Annotated in this window: 15 protein-coding genes; 8 read left to right on the top strand and 7 right to left on the bottom strand. The window is 52.8% G+C overall.

The window, feature by feature from the left end; all coding sequences use genetic code 11:
* Positions 1-130: 130 nt before the first annotated feature.
* Complete coding sequence (locus ABV298_RS01535) at positions 131-1,510, bottom strand: glycoside hydrolase family 30 beta sandwich domain-containing protein (protein ID WP_353723123.1); 1,380 nt, start codon at positions 1,508-1,510, stop codon at positions 131-133.
* 281 nt (positions 1,511-1,791) lie between these two features.
* Between ABV298_RS01535 and ABV298_RS01530 the strand changes: the two genes are divergently transcribed.
* The gene (locus ABV298_RS01530; protein WP_353720442.1) at positions 1,792-4,695 is read left to right on the top strand and encodes a triple tyrosine motif-containing protein; all 2,904 of its coding nucleotides are present in this window, start codon (positions 1,792-1,794) and stop codon (positions 4,693-4,695) included.
* A gap of 41 nt (positions 4,696-4,736) precedes the next feature.
* On the opposite strand, the gene ABV298_RS01525 is transcribed toward ABV298_RS01530, so the two are convergent.
* From ABV298_RS01525 to ABV298_RS01505, 5 genes are all read right to left on the bottom strand, one after another.
* Positions 4,737-6,266, bottom strand: coding sequence for a RagB/SusD family nutrient uptake outer membrane protein (locus ABV298_RS01525; protein WP_353720441.1), 1,530 nt, complete (start codon positions 6,264-6,266; stop codon positions 4,737-4,739).
* 18 nt (positions 6,267-6,284) lie between these two features.
* Positions 6,285-9,395, bottom strand: coding sequence for a TonB-dependent receptor (locus tag ABV298_RS01520; RefSeq protein ID WP_353720440.1), 3,111 nt, complete (start codon positions 9,393-9,395; stop codon positions 6,285-6,287).
* Positions 9,396-9,647: 252 nt separating this feature from the next.
* A complete protein-coding gene (gene ligD, locus ABV298_RS01515) occupies positions 9,648-11,588 on the bottom strand; it encodes a DNA ligase D (protein ID WP_353720439.1) in 1,941 nt (646 codons plus the stop codon).
* Positions 11,589-11,641: 53 nt separating this feature from the next.
* Positions 11,642-12,352, bottom strand: coding sequence for a DNA polymerase ligase N-terminal domain-containing protein (locus ABV298_RS01510; protein ID WP_353720438.1), 711 nt, complete (start codon positions 12,350-12,352; stop codon positions 11,642-11,644).
* A 72-nt stretch (positions 12,353-12,424) separates the two neighbouring features.
* Positions 12,425-13,180, bottom strand: a complete 756-nt coding sequence (locus ABV298_RS01505) for a DUF72 domain-containing protein (RefSeq protein WP_353720437.1) — start codon at positions 13,178-13,180, stop codon at positions 12,425-12,427.
* A gap of 121 nt (positions 13,181-13,301) precedes the next feature.
* On the opposite strand from ABV298_RS01505, the gene ABV298_RS01500 reads away from it, so the two are divergent.
* The 6 genes from ABV298_RS01500 (at position 13,302) to ABV298_RS01475 (ending at position 18,927) form a co-directional block, all read left to right on the top strand.
* Positions 13,302-13,661 carry a hypothetical protein gene (locus ABV298_RS01500; protein WP_353720436.1) on the top strand — a complete coding sequence of 120 codons (360 nt, stop codon included), beginning with the start codon at positions 13,302-13,304 and terminating at the stop codon, positions 13,659-13,661.
* A 107-nt stretch (positions 13,662-13,768) separates the two neighbouring features.
* Positions 13,769-15,169 carry an ATP-binding protein gene (locus tag ABV298_RS01495; RefSeq protein WP_353720435.1) on the top strand — a complete coding sequence of 467 codons (1,401 nt, stop codon included), beginning with the start codon at positions 13,769-13,771 and terminating at the stop codon, positions 15,167-15,169.
* Between the two features lie 33 nt (positions 15,170-15,202).
* Positions 15,203-16,864, top strand: a complete 1,662-nt coding sequence (locus tag ABV298_RS01490) for an FAD-dependent oxidoreductase (RefSeq protein ID WP_353720434.1) — start codon at positions 15,203-15,205, stop codon at positions 16,862-16,864.
* A gap of 1 nt (position 16,865) precedes the next feature.
* Positions 16,866-17,141, top strand: a complete 276-nt coding sequence (locus ABV298_RS01485; protein WP_353720433.1) for a UBP-type zinc finger domain-containing protein — start codon at positions 16,866-16,868, stop codon at positions 17,139-17,141.
* A 26-nt stretch (positions 17,142-17,167) separates the two neighbouring features.
* Positions 17,168-18,082: a helix-turn-helix transcriptional regulator gene (locus ABV298_RS01480; protein WP_353720432.1), complete on the top strand. Its 915-nt coding sequence runs from the start codon at positions 17,168-17,170 to the stop codon at positions 18,080-18,082.
* Between the two features lie 86 nt (positions 18,083-18,168).
* Positions 18,169-18,927 carry an SDR family oxidoreductase gene (locus tag ABV298_RS01475; protein ID WP_353720431.1) on the top strand — a complete coding sequence of 253 codons (759 nt, stop codon included), beginning with the start codon at positions 18,169-18,171 and terminating at the stop codon, positions 18,925-18,927.
* Positions 18,928-18,973: 46 nt separating this feature from the next.
* On the opposite strand, the gene ABV298_RS01470 is transcribed toward ABV298_RS01475, so the two are convergent.
* Positions 18,974-19,597, bottom strand: coding sequence for a YceI family protein (locus tag ABV298_RS01470; protein WP_353720430.1), 624 nt, complete (start codon positions 19,595-19,597; stop codon positions 18,974-18,976).
* Between the two features lie 188 nt (positions 19,598-19,785).
* On the opposite strand from ABV298_RS01470, the gene ABV298_RS01465 reads away from it, so the two are divergent.
* Positions 19,786-20,211, top strand: a complete 426-nt coding sequence (locus ABV298_RS01465; protein WP_353720429.1) for a response regulator — start codon at positions 19,786-19,788, stop codon at positions 20,209-20,211.
* Positions 20,212-20,217 lie beyond the last annotated feature (6 nt).

Raw genomic sequence — 20,217 nt, 5'->3', positions numbered from 1 at the left:
CGCGATTGGGCGCTCGCGCAAATGCCGTTAGGCATGTATATTGGTAGCACCCGGCGTCCGTATGACCCTTCAAAATGCCGTCAGGCATGCAACAATAGGTACGTTGCGCTAAAACGTTACCTCAGAACTCCTACCAGACAAACGTCCCTACGGAACCCGCTTTCAGGTTGGTTACCACGAAACTTTCGCCATCCTGAATCGTGAACTTCTTTACTGTATCCGAGTCGTTCAATACGATCAAGACCTTCTTGCCGTCCGGCCGTAGAAACGCTACGTTCAGCAACTTCTCATCAGGGCCTCTGCCAATCGTCGCATTGGTTCCGGAAGCGATCCGCACGGAGCCCGGAAGTACGAATTTCGAAGCGTGAGCGACCACATAATAAGCTGCATTGCGCGTAACCTTGTCGCCGTCGATGGTGACGCCGCCAAGACAGCGGTCGCATCCTCCGCGGTCGGTGAAGGGGCGGTTTTGAGGGTTGCTGCTCAGGTTCCATTCGAGCACGGTACGGGCCCAGTTCCGGGTCGCCCCGATGGTCAGGTTTTTAATGTGATTTGGAAAATCTTTGGCAAAATTTCCGGGTGCGCCCATCCATTGCTCGGTGAAATAAATGTGCCTGTCGGGGTGGGCGTCGTGAACTTTGGACAGTGCGTCGATGGTGCCGCCATAAAGGTGGAATGCCGAGCCGTCGATATATTTTTTAGCGCCGGGGTCGTCGAGAATGGAAATCGGGTATTCCGGCTTGTCTGCATTGTGATCGTAAATGATAATTTTGGTATCGATTTTGGCTTTTTCGAATGCAGGTCCCAAATGGCTTTTGACAAAAATGGCCTGGTCCTTCGCCAGCATCAGCAAGCTCGGATTGTTGCCTAGGTGCAACGGCTCGTTCTGAACGGTAATGGCATCGATCCGGATGCCTTCCTTCTTCATCTCACGGATGTAGCGCACGAAATATCGGGCGTAGGCATCATACCATTCCGGTTTCAGGCTTCCGCCGCGCGTGTCGCCATTGTCTTTCATCCAAACCGGCGGCGACCATGGCGAGCCGAGGATTTTCAGTTTCGGGTTAATGGCCAATATTTCTTTTAAAATGGGAATCACGTCGTTGTGGTCGGGGCCAAGATCAAAGTGCTGCATTTCAGGGTCAGTCTGGCCTCGCGGAAGGTCATCATAGGAAAATACCTTCTCGTTCAGGTCGGATGCCCCAATGCTCACGCGCAGGTAGGCCATTCCAATTCCGTTGCCCGCGGTGGAGAAAAGTTCTTTCAGTAAAGTAGCGCGGGCAGCTTTGCTCATACCCGTCAAATGCTGCGCACTGCCGCCAGTCAGCGTGAAACCAAAGCCATCGATTTCCTGACATTTCTTTTTCGAATTGATACTGACAACCGGCGTTTCGATGACGGTGTTATGACCCAACTTTTGAAATGGGAGGCCAGACTGCTGCTGAAACAGGGCCGACTTATCCAGGTTCGTAAGCCAGAAATCGACCTGTTTTACTTGGCCGACGGCCATCAGACCGGAGAGCAGGCAAATGCCGAGTAACAGGACAGATCTAGGCGTGAAAATTCTCATGGGCTCCAAAATTCATATTGAAATACACTGAAAAGAATGTAATATATTGCGAGTTCAAATGTAAGGCTACCTGCACAATATCGTGTATGATACGCTACTACATTACTACAACAACCTAACAAAAATTGCAAAATAAACGCTCTGACGCGGTTAGCCACTACGTCAATCTTCCTATCTGCGCATTGCAACGCCGGCATATGATAAGGGTAACCTGTCTTTTGATGCTGCTGATATCCTGGCTGCGGCTGCACGCCCAAAACACCATCGGCTTACCGGAGGTAGTTAACTATTCCAAGCAAACCTACCACGCCGGAACCCAGAATTGGGCGATCCGCCAGGGCAGGAACGGCATCATGTATTTTGCCAATAATGAAGGCCTGCTCACTTTTGACGGCATTTACTGGCGTACCTACCCATTGCCGAACAAAACCAAGGTCCGCTCGCTGGAAATCGGGGCGGACAACCGCATTTATATCGGGGGCGAGAACGAGTTCGGCTATTTTACGCCTGATCAGCGCGGGGTATTGCATTATGTTTCGCTGCGTAATCTGGTGCACGAGCGCGACCGCGGCTTTGCCGATATCTGGAATGTGGCCGTGCTGAAGGGCAGCGTTTTTTTCAGGGCCAGTAACCGCATTTTTGTGTATGAAGACAATGCGATCAGCGTTTTCAGCGGCGGCTCGCACTGGCGCTTTATGGGTGTTTGCCAAGGTGTTGCCGTAGCGCAGGATGCGGCAAGTGGTCTGCTGCGCTATGACAACGGTCGCTGGATTCCCTGGATCACAACGGGCGAACTGCCTGCCGAATACCTCTCGACCGGCTTGCTGCCAATCGATAAAGAGAATGTATTGCTTGTCACGATGGACGCGGGGTTGTACAAGCTGTCGGGCGAGCGTGCCACACGGCTGCAATCCACATTCATCGACCAAGTAAAAAGCGAGCGCATTTACGCCGCAACCCGGGTAAACGACAAGCTGATAGCGCTCGCTACCAGCCTGGGCGGCTGCTACATCGTTACCAATGAGGGTGAATTTGTCCACCGCTTCGCCCGGGCCGATGGTTTGCAGAACAACAACGTCCTCAGCGTGTTCCGCGATCAGGACAAGAACCTCTGGCTCGGCCTTGATAATGGCATCGATTTCGTCGCCTATGACAATGCGATTAAAACCATGTACCCGGCCGCCAGCAAGGACGAGGCGGGATATGCATCGGTGATTTACAAGGGCCGGTTGTATGTCGGCACGTCCAATGGCCTGTATTCGGTGGCGGTGGGACAATTCAGCGATCTGAGCTATGTGAAAGGCACATTTACGTATGTGGAGCATTCGCGGGGGCAGGTGTGGGGGCTTGCTGAAATCAACGGAAAGCTGCTCATGGCGCATCACGAGGGCATATTCGAAGTGGACGGCAACCAGGCCCGACAGATTGAAAAACGGAACGGCTTCTGGGGCTTTTTGCCGCTATCGCGCATTTATCCGGTCAAAAAAGTGGCGGTAGGTAATTACAACGGGGTCAATTTCCTGGAATACGACGGTACTACCTTCCGGCCGTCGGGTGCTGTGACCGGTTTTGATGTGGCATCGCGCTTCCTGTGCACGGATGCCCGCGAGGAAAACGTCATCTGGACGTCGCACCCCTACCGGGGCGTGTACAAAGTGACACTCCATGACGATGGCCAGTCACTGGCGCGCTTATACACCCACAAGGACGGTCTGCCGCTTTCGCTGAACCATAATTACATTTATAAGATCCGGAACAAGATCCTGGTTGCCACGGAAAAGGGTATTTATGAATACAATGCGGCTACCGACCGGTTTGCGGCTTCGGGTTATTATAATGGGATATTTCAAAATCTCGGCGTGCGCTACTTGAAAGAAGATCAGGCTGGTAATGTCTGGTTTGTTCGCGGGAAAGAGCTGGGTGTAGTGGATATGAGCGGCGGTAAGCCGAAGATCATTTTCCTTCCGGAGATCAACCACAAAATGGTATCCGGCTTCGAGTATATTCATCCGCTGAATGAAGAAAATATACTCATAGGCGGTGAGAAGGGCATTTATCATATCAATTACAAAAAATACAGACAGAATAAAAGCCATATCGACGTGCAGATCAGCACGATGCGGTCATTCGGGACAGACTCGCTTCTTTTTGGCGGCTATTTTGGGGAGGTCAATGAGGTTAAAACACAGTCGGACGACCAGGTACCACGCGTAGCCAACCGCCTGAATTCCGTAGGATTCGAATTTTCCTCCACCTTGTTCAGCCAACAATCCAGCATTGAATATGCTTATTTCCTGGAAGGTTTCGACAGCAACTGGTCCAACTGGTCGGCACGAAGCTCGAAGGAATACACGCATTTGCCGCCGGGGAATTACACATTTAAAGTAAAAGCGCGGAACAACTTTGGCAGCGAATCTGACATTGCAGGCTATTCGTTTGTGATCCTGCCGCCCTGGTACCGGACGGTCTGGGCGTACGTCGGTTACGGTGTGCTTGTGCTGGGGTTGGCCTGGCTGCTTTACAAATGGCAGGAAAAGCGGTTTCTCCAACAGCAGCAAAAGCATTTGGAAGAACAGAAGAGGCTGCAATACCTGCACCAACTGGAACTTGAAAAAAATGAGAAAGAGATTATCAAGCTGAAAAACGAAAAACTGGAAGCCGAAATCCTGCATAAAAACACCGACCTGGCCACTTCTGCCATGCATTTGGTGCAAAAGGCGGAGCTGCTTTCCAAACTGAAAACAGACCTGGTCAAGATTACGAAAAATGCCGAGGACGAAAAGATCAACGATGATCTCAAAAAGATGATCAAGGTCGTGGCCGACGAGAACAAGGTCGATAAGGACTGGGGCCAGTTCTCCAAACATTTCGACAGTGTGCACAGCAATTTCCTCATCGCATTGAAAGAGAAATATCCTAATCTGACGGCCAATGAGTTGAAAATGAGCGCATACTTGCGGATGAATCTTTCCAGTAAAGAAATCGCGCAACTCATGAACATTTCGCTGAGGGGCGTGGAGGTGAGCCGTTACCGACTGCGTAAGAAGTTACAATTGCCCACAGAAGTGAATATGTTCAATTTCTTTCTGGGTTTTCATGTGGATGAATCAAAAGAAAAGGCTTAGAGCAATGCTCCAAGCCTTTCTGCTATGGGTATCGGAACACGCTACCTGGTTCCGCCCCATTCTTTACTCTGCTCGATTTTCGTGTTTTCCAGTTCCAGCAATGGAATCGGAAGAATTTCGTGTTTGCCGGCAATGAAACCCTTCGGGCCGAGCACGGCAGGCGCATCGCCCCAGCGCACGAGGTCCATCCAGCGGTGGCCTTCGCCGGCGAGTTCGAGGCGACGTTCCTTTTTGATGTTTTCAAACGTAGCGGCTACGGGTTTCAGGCCCACGCGTGCCCGCACGGCGTTCAGGAGCGCGGCTGCGCGGGTGAGGTCGCCCGAGCCGCGTACAAGGGCTTCGGCTTCCAGCAGATAGGTGTCGGCCAGGCGGGTGTCGTACATATTTTGCGGAAAATTCAGCTCGGGAGCGCCGGCACCTGTCCAGCGATCGGACTGCCGTCCCGCGAATTTTTCGAGGAAATAGCCGGTATTCATGTACCCTTTCTCGTAAGTCGCGGCGCCTGCTTTTTCCAGGCTGTCGAGGTTCGCGACGGTCGCCTTGTAACGCGGATCGAAATGGATCGCCTCGAACAGCGACGGGGTGATCGGCAGGAAGCTCCATCCCGAAACATAGTCCGGTGCCGCGTCCGACTTGCGGTTATAACCCCGCGGGCCGGTAATGATGTTCATCACATTGCCTTCCGTGCACGACACGCAGCTCCATCCGCCCGCGGAGGTGTTGGTAAAGGAAATCTCGAAAATAGATTCACTGTTGAATTTGTTTTTCGTCTTGAAAAGGTCGCCGAAGTTATCGAGCAGCTTGTAACCGTAGGCATTGTTGCCGCCCGGTGTACCGTTCACTTTCGCCAGTTCCTGTGCAGCCTGGGCGAATTTGTTTTGATACAAATACACCTTGCCCAGGATCGCATGTGCCGCACCTTGCCCTACGCGTCCGCCTTCGGTTGCCGCATTGATGGTAACCGGCAAATCGGCGATCGATTCCGTGAGGTCTTTTTCGATCTGCGCGTAAACCTCGGCCGGAGACGCCTGCACCACATCGTACATTTCCTGCGTGGAAATGGTGCGGGTAAACAGCGGCACGTTTTTGAATAATCTTACCAGCTCGAAGTAGAAGTATCCGCGCAAGAACCTGGCTTCGGCCGTGTAGCGCTTTTTCAGGGTTTCGTCCATTGGTACGCCGGGGAGCTTTTCGAGAATTGCGTTGGTGCGGAACACACCGGAGAAGCCTTTTCGCCAGAGTTCCCCCTGCGGGCCGGTGGTCGGGTTCAGGGTATAGTTGGAAATGACCTGGAAATCCATAATGTCGCTCGGGCCGCCGCCTCCCGCGTAGTGGTCATCGGAAGCCGCGTTCATCGTGGCGATGGTGGTGACGTAGCCGTTACCCTGCCAACCCACCACGTCGTAGGCCGCTACCAGGCCGTTGAATGCCTCTTCCTGGTTGCGGTAATAGTTCGCTTCGAGGTTCAGCCCTTTGGGTTTTACTTCGAGGAAGCTGTCGGAGCAGGACATGAACTGCAAGCCGGCGGTGAAGGCCAGGGCAGTCACGAGTTTGTGATATCTCAATTTCATTTTATTCGTATTAATCAATTAAAAACCAATATTCAAACCTACCATGAACGATCTCGCCTGAGGGTAAATGCCCTTGTCGATACTCAGCACGCTGCCGCCGATCTCCGGATCATAGCCCGTGTATTTGGTGATTGTGAACAGATTCTGGCTCATTACATACACGCGTGCCTTTTTCATAGCCACTTTGCCGATCACCGCGGCCGGTAGCGAGTAGCCTATTTGCAGCGTTTTTAGACGGAAGAAGTCGCCTTTTTCCAGGTAAAAGCTCGACGGGTTCTGGAAGTTCTTGTTCGGGTCGCCGTTGACGATCCGGGGGAAGGTCGTGGAAGTCCCAGGGCCGGTCCAGCGGTCGAGCGCGTCGGTTTGCCAGTTGGCATTCGCGATATCCAGTCGGCGTAGCCCCTGGAAAATCTGGTTGCCGGCGACGCCTTGCCCGAACACGACGATGTCGAAGCCTTTATAAGTCGCATTCAAAGTCAGGCCATAGTTCCATTTTGGGGTGGGATTGCCGATGAACGTGCGGTCGGTCTCGGTGATCGTGCCGTCGCCGTTGAGATCGGCCCATTTGAAATCACCCGGTTTTGCATTGGGCTGGATTTTCTTGCCGTCGGCCGAAACGTGGGAGTCCACTTCTTCCTGCGTTTGGAAAATACCCTGATTTACATAACCGAAGAATGAGCCGATCGGCTGTCCTACCTGTGTGCGGGTGATCGGGGGCGCTCCCTGGAAGCTGGCGCCGCCGGAAAGGTATTCTACGCCATTCCCCAGGTTTGTTACTTCATTTTTGATGTAGGATACGTTTCCGTTCATCGAGAAATCGACCTCGCCAAGGCGTTTGCGGAAGCCGAGTTCGAGCTCCACACCGGTGTTTTTCATGTCGGCAATGTTGGCCGCCGGATTCGAGATTGCGCCCACATAGCCCGGAATGCGCGGATTTTGCAAAATGTCCTTGGTGGCTTTCCTGAACCATTCGAAGGTCACATTCACATTGTTGAAGATCGTCGCGTCGAAACCAATGTTCGTCTGACTGGTCTGTTCCCATTTCAGATCGGGGTTTGCCGGGGCGTTGGGACTGTAACCGATGATGTAGCTGCCCGACGTGCCGATGGTGTAATTGCGGCCGCTGCCGATGGTCGACAGGTAGGCGAAGTCGCCGATACCATCGTTACCGACTACCCCGTACCCGCCGCGGAATTTCAGGAAATTGACGGCATTGTTGGTCGGGAAGAATGCCTCGCGCGAAAGCACCCAGCCGAGCGAGAACGAAGGGAAGATACCATACTTGTGATTCGAACCGAAGCGCGAAGAACCGTCGCGGCGTACCAATGCCTGCACGAGGTATTTCTCGTCAAAGTCGTAATTCAAACGGGCGAAAAGCGAGCTCACGGTATGTTTGGCACCTTCGGAGCCGTCGGAGTTGCGTTGGTCGGCGGGTACCTTGAAATTCAGGGAAGCGTCGTCAAAATTGGTTGCGGGGACGTTGAAGAACGTCACGCTCGTCATTCTCGTGTTGTTATCCAGGTAGGCGCCTTGCCCGAGCAATACATTCACATTGTGCAGGCCGAAAGGGCGGGTGTAGGAAATGGTATTTTCCAGATTGTAGTCGAAACGACGGTTATTGGTGCGGTTAAAGCTCGTTTGAGAGGTTACGGAAGCTGCGTTGAGCCACGAAATAGGGGTAAAGCTCTCGTTGCCCCAGAAAGCCAGCTTGCTGCCGATCGTCGATTTCAGCTGCAAACCTTTGACGGGTTCGGCCATCAGGTATGCGTTGCCCACGATGTTGTCCGACCAGCTGTAATTGCCCAACCGGGTCTGGATATACGCGAGCGGGTTGGTCATTTCCTGCCCCACGGCCTGTGAAATGCCGTAAGGGTTGCCATTAGCATCACGGAGGACACCTTTGTTGGTATAAGGCGCCGCGTTCGCCACTGCCGGGTCGGTGATTACCGCCGGTGTAATAGGGTCGAGATTAATGGCGGAGCTCAACGGGCCGCCGAACTCGCTGTTGGTATTGCCCAGGCCCACCGATTTGTCATGCGCATAACCCAGGTTTTGCCCGAATGTGAGCCATTTCGCCAGTTTGTGCTCGGAGTTCAGCCGGATACTGGTTCTTTTGTATCTGGAAATATCGGTCGCCACGATACCCTCCTGGTTGAGATAACCGAATGAGAGGTAGAATGTCGACTTCTCCGAGCCGCCGCTGATGCTCAGTTCGTGGTTCTGGCGTTTGGCGCTGTTGTTGAAGATCAGCGATTGCCAGTCGGTACCCTTCCCGAATGCAGCCGGGTTGGCATAAGGGGCTGGTTGTCCCGCATTTACAGCCGCTTCGTTGCGGATCGTCGCATACTGGGTCGCGTCCAGCAGATCGAGCTTCCGGGCAGGGGCCTGCACGCCGATGTATCCGTTGTAATTCACACGGATGCCGCCGGCCTTGCCTTTTTTGGTAGTTACTAAAATAACCCCCGCAGCTGCACGCGCGCCGTAAATCGCCTGCGAGGCTGCGTCCTTCAGGACTTCGATCGACTCGATATCCGATTGGTTGAGGTAACCGATACCACCGTTATCAACCACGACACCGTCAACCACGTACAGCGGGTCGTTGTTGTTCAGCGTGGTTACGCCCCGTACGCGCACCGTCGCGGCCGAACCGGGCTGGCCGGAGTTGGCGGCGATCGTGAGCCCGGAGGTGCGGCCCTGCAATGCTTCTTCAAGGCGATTGATGGGCATCGATTGCAGATCGGAGGCTTTTACACTCGAAATCGCGCCCGTTACGACGCTTTTCTTTTGGGCGCCATAACCTACTACAACCACTTCGTTCAGGTTGTCGATCGATTCTTCGAGTTCGAAATTGATCTCGGACTGGTTACCGACAGGGATTTTCTGCGTGATCATCCCGATGAAACTGGCCACCAGCACGGAGTTGGGCTGCACCTCAATGGAGTAATTTCCACCCGCATCGGTAATGGTCGCATAATTGGTGCCTTCTACTACCACGGTAGCGCCCACCAGCTCGTCGCCCTTCGCCTTGACCGTCACTTTCCCCTTCACGACCCGGTTTTGGGCGAAGGCGGTCTGTATCAGGCCACATAGCATCAGCACACTACAGAATAGTACAATTTTTTTGCTCATAAATGTTTGGTATTAAAATTTAGTAGATCCGGCAAATGACCTTTGCCCAATTAAATATTGAAAAAGTAATACTGGCGTACCGTCGGCAAAGGTATAGGCACAAGGAGGCAGCGGGGTAGCAATGGATTACTACATTACTACCTCATATTGCACAAGTGAAATGTTTTCACGGAAAAATCACCCCTACATTACTACTACATCGAGGGGTAGGTTGGTTGTTTATTGATAAAAAGTAGAAGGATTTTGACTTTTTTAGCCCATACCTACACTCATTTTCGCGATTACGTCTTCGAGGTCGATTCCTTCTCCCAAAACAGGCTTGAAAAGGTCGCCCTCGCTTTGAATGCGGTCGATGGCATTATAAATAGTAAAATCTTTCAATTGCAGGCCGGGTTTTACTTCGTCCCAATGCAGCGGCATCGAAACGGTGGCGCCAGGTTTCGGACGGACGGAGTAGGGCGCGGCCAGCGTTGCTTTGGGGCGGTTCTGCAGGTAATCGATATAGAGCCTGCCTTTGCGGTTTCTTGTCATCCGCTCCACACTCGTGAAATCAGGCAGTTGCTGCTGTACCTGCCCGGCAACCCATTCGGCGAAAAGCTGGCATTGATCGTAGGTGTATTTCGCGCCGAGCGGGATATAAATGTGCAGGCCTGTGGAGCCGGAAGTTTTACAATAGGAAGGCACATCCAGCGTGTCCAGCAGACTTTTAATGGCCCGGGCCGTTTCGATAACCTGCTCGAAAGTGTTGGTAGTGTCCGGATCGAGGTCGAGAAGGCACCAGTCGGGGTTGTCCGGGGCCTCGATGCGGCTGTTCCAGGGGTTTACGTCGATGGCACCGAGGTTGGCCATATATAGCAATGTAGCCTCGTTGTTGCAGAGCATGAAGTTCTTGTCGTCGCCTTCGGATGTGTAAGGGAATGTTTCAATCCAGTCGGGGACTTTGCCTGTGACGTCTTTCTGGTAAAAGCTCTTGCCCTTGATGCCGTTGGGGAAACGGTTAAGGGAAAGGGGGCGGTTTTCCAGGTAAGGTAAAATAAAGGGCGCCACCTGGTAGTAATAGTTGATCAGGTCGCGTTTGCGGATCTTTTCGTCCGGCCAATAGAACTTGCCCAGATTGGAGAATTTCACTTCGTGCCCGTTGATTTTCCGCACCTGCGTTTCGTCTTTGGGGTTCAGGAGCGTCTTGCGTTTGGCTTTACCCGGTTTTTTAATGATCGTTGCGCCGTCGTCATTGGCTTGATCTACAACTTCTTCCGTCGGTTTTTCGACCTCCCGGACTACTTCTTTCGCCGATTTGTCCTCCCGCATTCCCTCAAAGGACGGGTGCCTGAAAACACCGTCGGAAGTGATCTCCGTAAAGCTGATCTCGCATACCAGTTCCGGTTTCAGCCAGGTTGCGTTCGCGTGCGGCGGATTGGGGCGGAAGCGCGAGGGTTTATTGTAGTCGGGTGTTTCCCTGAACGGACTTTTTTCGGTAACCAATGGCTTGAAAAGCGCCATCATTTCTCTCTGCTGCTTGTCCTTGAAGCCGGTACCGACTTTGCCGACGTAGCGCAGCTCTCCTTTGTCGTAGGCGGCCAGGAGCAACGCGCTGAACAGTTTGGAGGAGCCCTCGTTGAGCGTGTAGCCCGCAATAATGACTTCCTGCCGTTTATGGATCTTGATTTTCAGCCAGTCGCGAGTGCGGATGCCCGGGTAGTATTCGCTATCCGACTTTTTGGCTATAATACCTTCCAGACCCATTTTTTGGGCGGCTTCGAAAAACGCATTGCCGTCGGCGGCAATGCTGTAACCGAGCTGGACAGGGCTGTTTTGATCGACAATACTTTGCAGGACCGCTTTCCGTTCGGTAAGGGGCAGGTGTACGAGGCTCTTGCCGTCCAGCCAGAGAATGTCGAATGCATAATAAACCAGTTCACCATCGGCCTCGCTGCGCCAGTTTTGCAAGGCGTTGAAATCCGAGAGCCCCTTGTCGTTGATCACTACAATTTCCCCGTCGATGACCGCATTGATTTTCCATTCGGTGAGCTGTTGGTAAATAGGGTAGAACTTGTCGTTAAACGATTTACGGTTGCGCGATTGCAGGTTTACTTCGCCCTTGTTCAGGTAAGCCAATGCCCGGTAACCATCCCATTTGACCTCGTATTCCCAACCGGGGTCGTCGAAGGGGCCGTCCACCAGCGTAGCGAGCATAGGTTGCAGGTCATCCGGAAACTTTTGTTTTTTCCCTTTTTTCAGAATGCGCGCTATGTCGACGTCCGGACTTTTTTTTCTTTCGCCGCATCTTCGGCCGGATCTTTCGCTTCGTTTTCGGCTGTTTTCGTTTTGTGCGCCGATTTCGAAGTTTTTTTCTCCTCACGATTGCTTTCCCAAACCGCGTCGCCGGCTTTTTCAATGCCTTCCAGCGTCCTGCGCGAAACGGCGGAGCGGTCTTTTCCGGTAATGTCCTCTTCCGACGCGTATCGATCCCGGTGCTTGATCAGCAGCCAGGAATTTTCCTCCATTCCCTTCGTTTTCACCAGCGCAAATTCGCCTTTCAGCTTTTTGCCGTTCAACCTGAATTTCAACGAGCCCGCGTGCAGTCCTCTCAGCAGCAATTTTTCCTTCGCTTTTTTGCCTTCGGCTTCTTCCAATGGCTCATAGGTGCCGAAATCCCAGACCATGACCGTCCCGGCACCGTAATTACCTTCCGGGATGATGCCTTCGAAGTCCTTGTAATCGTAGGGGTGGTCTTCTACCATCATTGCCAGCCGCTTTACCGACGGGTCGGTCGACGGGCCCTTGGGTACTGCCCAACTTTTGAGGACGCCCTCCATTTCCAGCCGGAAATCGTAGTGCAGGCGGGAGGCATCGTGTTTCTGGACCACGAAAATGAGCTGGTCGCTACCGGCTTTGCCGCCTTTCGGCTCGGGAGTTCTGTCGAAGGAACGTTTTTCGTTGTATTTAGTGAGGCTCATGAGGGAATGAGGGATGAGTGAATGACTGAATGATTGAGTGTGTCGAACGGGAGCTGACGGAGTGGGGTATATTTAATGGGCCGGTTCGTGTATCCTGGCGTCGACGAGTTGCTGTAATTTCCGCGCATTGTCGAGTGCGTGGCCGCCGACGTCGTTGTTAAAAAACGCCCAAACCCGATGACCTTCCTCTGCCCAGGCGGCAAATTTTCCTGCATACTCTTCCATGACTTCGTCGGAATAGGGGGAACTGTAAAGCGAGGTCGGGCCGTGGAATCTCAGGTAAATGTCCTTCGCGGTGATTTCTTCCAGATAGGGAAACTTGTCGGCCTGTGAAAAGACGAGGCTGACCCGGTGCTTTTTCATTAAACGGATACTTTCTTCCGAAAACCACGACGGGTGCCGTACTTCCAGCGCGAAACGAAAATCTTTATAGTGGTCGGTTTCTTCGTAGAATGCGCCCGCGACATCGGCACCGAACCGCGAGTTGGCCGGAAGCTGGACCAGGATCGGACCGAGGTGCTTTTTGAAATCGCCAAAAACGTCGAAAAAACGTTCCAGCGGTTCGCGCGGGTCGTGCAGTTTCTTCAAATGGCTCAGGTACCTGCTCATTTTGGGGCAAAACATGAAGTCGGCAGGCACCGACGCGACCCACTTTCCGACGGTCTCCTTTGCAGGCAGCCGGTAGAAGCTGTTATTGATCTCCGAAACGGGGAAATGTCGGGCATAAAATGCCAGATATTCCGCAGGTTTCACATCCTTCGGGTAAAAGATTTCCTTCCAGTGCTTGTAGCTCCACCCCGATGTGCCGATGTGTATGTTTCGCTCCACTTTCGTTTTCAGTTTGTTGTGGAGCGAGGAGAAGCAATAATCGTACCGAAGGATAATCAGCCTCACCGGGACGATACGGGAATGGTTTTTTGAATTTGATTCCCGAAACAAATAGAAAACGATGGCAACTATCGATATTTCGGGCGATCAGGGAGAAACGTTGGGTACGCCCGACGACCTTCGGGAGGAGGTTGTGCTCGACATCATGCAGCAGGAAATAGTCGGCAGCATGGTGAAAATCGAATTTGAAACCTCTCTGGGGCTTTGTACGGGGCATTATTTGTCAACCGAGCTGGGGCACGAGGAAATTAATCTCGAAGCGGCGTCGTTCGACAGGCTACGGCGGCTATTTCCTGCCTGCAACGGCGCGTTTGTCCATCCCGCCAACCGCGATTGGGTGGAGGTAAGCCTGGCAGAGGCCACCGGCGGTTTGCCGGAATACAAGATTTACTCCCGGGTGATAACCGGCGGGATCGTGTAAAAGCGGGGATACTGTGTTCGTTCGACAACGTTTGAACAAAAACACTGCGGAAATGCCGATTTATTTCGAAATTGGGCCTTTTGACTCACACCATTACCGGATTCCCCATGAAGGATATCACTGTTCAGGATTTACTGGCTATCGAGGTTTTCAAGGATGTGCCTGAGAGCCAGCTGCAATGGATGATCGATCGCAGCCGGCATTACGAATTGCCGGAGGGCGAACTGATGACGCGTCCGGGAGAACCGCTTTCGGGTACACATATTATCATTTCGGGCCGCATCGAATTATACCGGATCCAGAACAACACTAAACACATTATCGCGCAGCTTGTGCCCGGCACGGTAACGGGTATGCTGCCGTTTTCGAGGGGAAAAATCGGGATCGCATATGGTGTATGCCTCGAAACCACGCAACTGATGACCTTTCCGAAGGAGTTGCTGCGTGAGCTGATCACCTCCCATTACGAGCTCACACAGGCGCTCGTGATCGTGATGACGTCGCGCGTGCGGGAGTTTACCGAGCTCGAACAGCAAAATGAAAAGATGATGGCGCTGGGTAAGCTGTCGGCCGGACTGGCGCATGAGCTCAACAATCCGGCGGCGGCGATCGTCCGAAGCTCCGCGTCGTTGAAAGAACATCTGCTGATGCAGCCCGATTCGTTCAAATCGCTGCTTTCGATCCATTTGTCGCATGAGGAGATCGACCTGATCAATGACAAAATGGTGCGTTTGCTGAGCAATCCCGACCGCCCGGTGTTATCGATGATGAGGCGGTCGGAAAAGGAGGACGAAATACTCGACTGGCTGGATGCGAACCATATCGACGGCTGCGACGATATCGCGGACAACCTGGTTGAGTTCGGGGTGGGGGAAGAAGACCTGGAAGAGCTCAAAAGCAGGATCAACCATACCGACCTTTCGCCCGTGCTGACCTGGATCAACAACAGCCTTACCACCGAGCGGATGGTGGCCGACATCCAGGAAGCATCCAAGCGCATTGCCGAGCTCGTGGGCTCGGTAAAAACTTTCACCCATATGGACCGCGGCGGCGAGCGGGAGCTTATCGATATCCACGCCGGCATCCGCAATACGCTCATTATGCTGAATTACAAGCTGAAAAAAGGAGGGATCAAGGTAACGGAGGATTTCGACCTCTCGCTGCCGCCGGTCAAGGCGATGGTAGGCGAGCTTAACCAGGTCTGGACGAACCTGATCGATAATGCGATCGATGCGCTTGAAAACCAGCCGGACCCCGAATTGACGCTCATCACACGCCGCGATAAGGAGTTTGTGAAAGTAACCGTATGCGACAATGGTCCCGGCGTGCCAGCGGAGATCCGTTCCAGGATCTTCGATCCGTTTTTTACGACCAAATCGGTCGGAAAAGGTACGGGGCTCGGGCTCGATGTGGTTAGCCGGATTGTGCGGCAACATCGCGGGACCGTAACGCTGCATTCGCAGCCGGGCCGCACCGAGTTTGTGGTTTGTTTCCCATTTAATGGATAAATTTAATTCTCAACCAACTTTAATAAGGCTCTCATGGCTTTGCCCATTATCTTTTCGATTGACGACGATCCGCAGGTGCTCCGCGCGATCAGCCGCGACCTGAAATCCCATTACCGTGACAAATACCGAATACTGAGCACCACTTCCGTAGCCGAGGCGATGGAGAGCCTGCTCGAATTGCAGAACCGGGGCGATGAGGTCGCCATGTTCATATCGGATCAGAGAATGCCTGAAATGCAGGGTGTGGACTTTCTCCAGAAGGCGATGAAACTTTTCCCGTTTGCAAAAAGGGTGCTATTGACGGCCTATTCGGATACGGAAGCGGCTATCAAGGCGATCAACGACGTCCAGCTCGATTATTACCTTATGAAACCCTGGGACCCGCCGGAGGAAAAACTTTATCCGCCGATCGACGAGTTGCTGCGCGACTGGCAGGGCAATTACCGGCCGGATTTCAAGGGTATTAAAGTAATAGGTTACCAATTCTCACCCAAGGCGCACGAGATCAAGGACTTCCTGGCGGGGAACCTGGTGCCCTATCTGTGGCTGGACGCAGAATCGAACGAAACCGGCCGGAAGATTTCCGAAAGCAATAATCTTTGTCCCGTGGATTTCCCGGTGGTGATTTTCGAAGACGGTTCGCTTTTGAAGACCCCGTCGCTGATCGATATCGCGGAGCGTATCGGCTTGAATCCCAGGACCAAGCAACAGATTTACGATGTCGTAATCATCGGTGCGGGCCCGGCCGGGCTGGCGGCGTCCGTTTACGGGGCCTCGGAGGGATTAAGTACTTTATTGATCGAGCGGAAAGCGCCTGGCGGACAGGCCGGTACAAGTTCCAGGATCGAGAATTACCTGGGCTTTCCAACGGGCCTCAGCGGCTCGGAACTGACGCGCCGGGCCATTACTCAGGCGACGCGCTTCGGTACGGAGTTTCTTTCGCCGCAGTTTGTGAAGGAGATCAGGTTGAAGGATAAATATAAAACCGTGGTTCTCGGCGACGGCAGCGAAGTGAATGCGAAAGCAGTGGTGATCACCACCGGCGTTGACTACCGGAAGCTTGAAACCAAGGGTATCGAGGAATTTACCGGCAAGGGCATTTACTACGGCGCAGCCAGCACGGAGGCCAGCTCTTGCGGTAACAAGGACGTATATGTACTTGGGGGAGGCAATTCGGCGGGGCAGGCGGCCATGTATTTGTCGAAATTCGCCAGAAACGTGTACATATTGATCAGGAGGAACGACCTGACGTCGTCGATGTCGTCTTACCTGATCGACCAGATCGCGGGGACCGAGAACATCGCCGTACTGGGCTGCACGGAGATTGTGGAAGCGCAGGGCGGCGACCATCTGGAGCATTTGAAACTGGTGGACCTGAATACGAAAGAGGAACGCACGGTGGATGCCGACGCGTTGTTCATTTTCATCGGTGCCAGGCCGTTCACCGACTGGGTAGGGCTCGAAATCATCAAAAACAAGAAGGGTTTCATCGAAACCGGCCGCGAGATGAAGAATTACGAACATTTCAAGGAAATCTGGAAGGTGGACCGGGACCCCTACCTGCTGGAAACCAGCTCACCCGGCATTTTTGCCGCGGGCGACGTGCGTGCGGGCGCGATGAACCGCGTGACATCCGCGGTGGGTGAAGGGTCGATGTCTATCAGTTTTGTTCATCAATACTTAAACGAAGTATAAAATGGGAGAGGTTTGTAAGCATATCGAAGCTATTCAGGAGGTTAAGGTAGCCGACGAGCTGGTTTGCGAGGATTGCCGAAAAGTGGATGGCTGGTGGGTGCATTTACGTACCTGCCAGACTTGCGGTGCCACGCTATGCTGTGACAGTTCGCCTGCCAAGCACATGACCAGGCATTTTCACCGCACCGGCCACCCCGTGGCATCGTCGGCGGAACCGGGCGAAAACTGGCTATGGTGTTATGTGGATGAGGTTTTTGTGGAGAGCTCGAACGGGTGAATGATTGAATTTCGTAACTTCGTGCTATGGTAAAATCGGATAGCATCGAGCAGTTCTATAAGGACACTTCGCAACTTATTCCCGAACGGGTACAGCGGGAGATCGGGCATTTTAATATTTTCAAAACCGACGAATTGTACCGGGCGGCTGCGAAAAACCGTTCGATGCCTTACAATCGGCGGGCCTATTACAAGATCAGCCTCATCATCGGCCGCAACCGGGCGGAATATGCCGATAAGGTGATCGATATCGAGCGTAACGCATTGCTGTTCGCCACGCCGCTTATTCCTTATAACTATGTGCCGCAGGACGACAATCAGTCGGGTTACTTTTGCATTTTCTCGGAGGACTTTCTGACGCAGGACAACAGCGGCGTGCGGCTGCGCGAGTTGCCCGTGTTCAAACCCGGCGGCAATCCGATCTTTTTTCTCGATGACGAACAGATTGGGGATATCAAATACATTTTCAGGAAAATGTTCCGGGAAATCGGGTCGGATTATGCTTACAAGTACGACTTGTTACGGAATTATGTCATCGAACTGATCCATTTCGGGCAGAAGCTGCAACCTGCGACTTCGCTTTTTACGGAGGCCAATGCCTATAAGCGCGTTTCCTCTTTATTTATCGAGTTGCTCGAAAGGCAATTTCCGGTAGAACCTCCCCATCAGAAGCTCAACCTGCGGTCCGCCAAAGATTATGCTGATCAGCTTTCGATCCATGTCAACTATCTCAACAAGGTTTTGAAAGAAATTACGGGCAAAACTACCACGGAGCTTATCACCGAGCGCATTATCAGGGAATCTAAAATCCTTTTGAAGCATACCGACTGGAATATATCGGAAATCGCGTACAGCCTCGGCTTCGAAGAGCCTTCGCATTTCAATAACCTTTTCAAGAAGCATACCACGCTCAGTCCACGGGTGTTTCGGACCTCGATTTGAATTTCGTAAGTTTTGATTTGAAAGCCGCAAATCCGCCCGGATAGCGCGCGGTACCTTTGTTCCATCAATTTTAAACAACAAAAAAGATGGAATCAGCAAGTAAAATAGCATTGGTAACCGGCGGAAGCCGTGGTTTGGGAAAGAATATGGCGCTTCGCCTGGCAGAGAAAGGAAATGATGTGATCATCGTTTACCGAAGTCAGGCGCGGGAAGCGGAAGAAGTAGTGTCCGCCATCGGGGCGCTGGGCCGAAAAGCAGTGGCGGTCCAGCTCGATACGTCGGATGTGAAGTCTTTCGACGGTTTTTTCACGACCCTGTCCGGCATTCTGAGGGACAAGTGGAACCGCTCGTCTTTTGATTTTCTCATCAACAATGCGGGTATTAACCGGCCTTCGGCATTTGCGGAAACAACCGAGGAGGACTTCGACGAACTTATGAATGTACACTTCAAAGGCGTGTATTTCCTTTCGCAAAAGGCACTGCCGTTTATCGCCGATGGTGGCCGGATCGTTAACCTTTCTACCGGTCTGGCGCGTTTTTCCACGCCCGGGTACGCGGCGTATGCGTCTATGAAAGGCGCGATCGACACGCTGACGCGCTACATGGCCAAGGAATTGGGCGGCCGTGGCATTGCGGTCAACTCTGTGGCGCCGGGCGCCATCAACACCGATTTTACGTCGTTCGAAAACCATCCCGGGGTTGCGGATTTCATCGCTACCATTACCGCATTGGGGCGGGTGGGCGAACCGGAAGATATTGGCGGCGTGGTGGCGTTCCTCTGCTCCGAAGACGCGCGCTGGATCACCGGTATGCGGATCGAGGTGTCCGGTGGAATGTTCCTGTGACAGGCGGTGCGGCTGCCGGGCAAATGACCGGCAGCCGCAAGCGGGGCTAATGCTTTTTGCCCGAAAGTTTCAAATGTACATCGATACCCGGCTTGATGGACGCGTCGTCCGGCAGGCCGGGTTCTGTTGCATAGTTCATGCCCCACAGGGTCCGGTCGAATTGCGTCAGCGCCTCCAGTTTGAAAGAATCGCCGTTCACGTCGATCCGCGCAGGAAAAGTCACCGGATTACTCTTTCCTAACAACGTTAAATGTCCTGTCACCTCAAAATTGGCGCCTGATACCGTACCGGCCCCGCTTCCCGAATAGGGCGCCACGCTCAGAATTTCGAAGGTCACATTCGGATGCAGCGCCATATTGAAGAAATCGGCGCTTTGCAGGTGGTGGATCAGTTGGTGTTTCAGCTCGTCGGTAGGCAGGTTGAAATTAGCGATGGACGCCAGTGGCAGCGTAAACGACCCGCTTTTGACCTTCCCGGCCTCGATCACCAGGCTGTTGCTTTCCACGTCGATGGAGCCTTCATTGAAATATCCCGTTTTGAGATAACCCTTCCATTCCGCCACGGAGGTTTCGTCGAGGTGGAAGTTGCTGGAAGTCGTCGGTTCGTCGTGGTCGGTGCAGGAACCGGATAGTATCGCAAGTGTTAACAGTGTAAGAAGTTGTTTTTTCATGACTCGATCTGTTTTCATGGCTGATAATGATTACGATGCAAAACTACCGCCGCCCGGTGGCATACAGCTTACGCAAAGCGGATGAAAATCTACGTGCGGCGGATTTTTAAACTGACGGGCGCGATTGGTAATAGGGCCAATAATTGCGTTATTTGCAACCAAGGTTTTCGTTATTAATCCCCGGGGCAATGTCAGTCAGAGGACCCATTATTTCAATAGAGGACGATGTCGACGATCAATTTCTCATCAGGAGCGTTGTCGAGGAGCTTGACATACCCAACGAGCTTTTATTTTTCAATAACGGGGTCGACGCGCTCATGTACCTCGAAACCACGCGCGATCAGCCGTTCCTCATCCTGTGCGACATTAATATGCCGGTCATGAACGGACTGGAATTCCGTGAACGCATCGAAAAGAATGAGTACCTGCGCAAAAAATCGATTCCGTTTGTGTTTCTCAGCACCGCCGACAATCCGCTGGTGATCGAAGCTGCTTACGGGTCGACGATCCAGGGTTTTTTCAAGAAAGAGAACAGCTTCGAAGATCTCAAAGACCGCATCCGGGTAATCTACGACTATTGGTCTTATTGTTTACACCCTAACCAGTATCTTTAAGAAGCC

It is taken from the genome of Dyadobacter sp. 676 (assembly GCF_040448675.1).
Classification (GTDB): Bacteria; Bacteroidota; Bacteroidia; order Cytophagales; family Spirosomataceae; genus Dyadobacter.
Note: the sequence above shows the minus strand (reverse complement) of the source record. Positions and strands in the feature narration are given on the sequence as shown.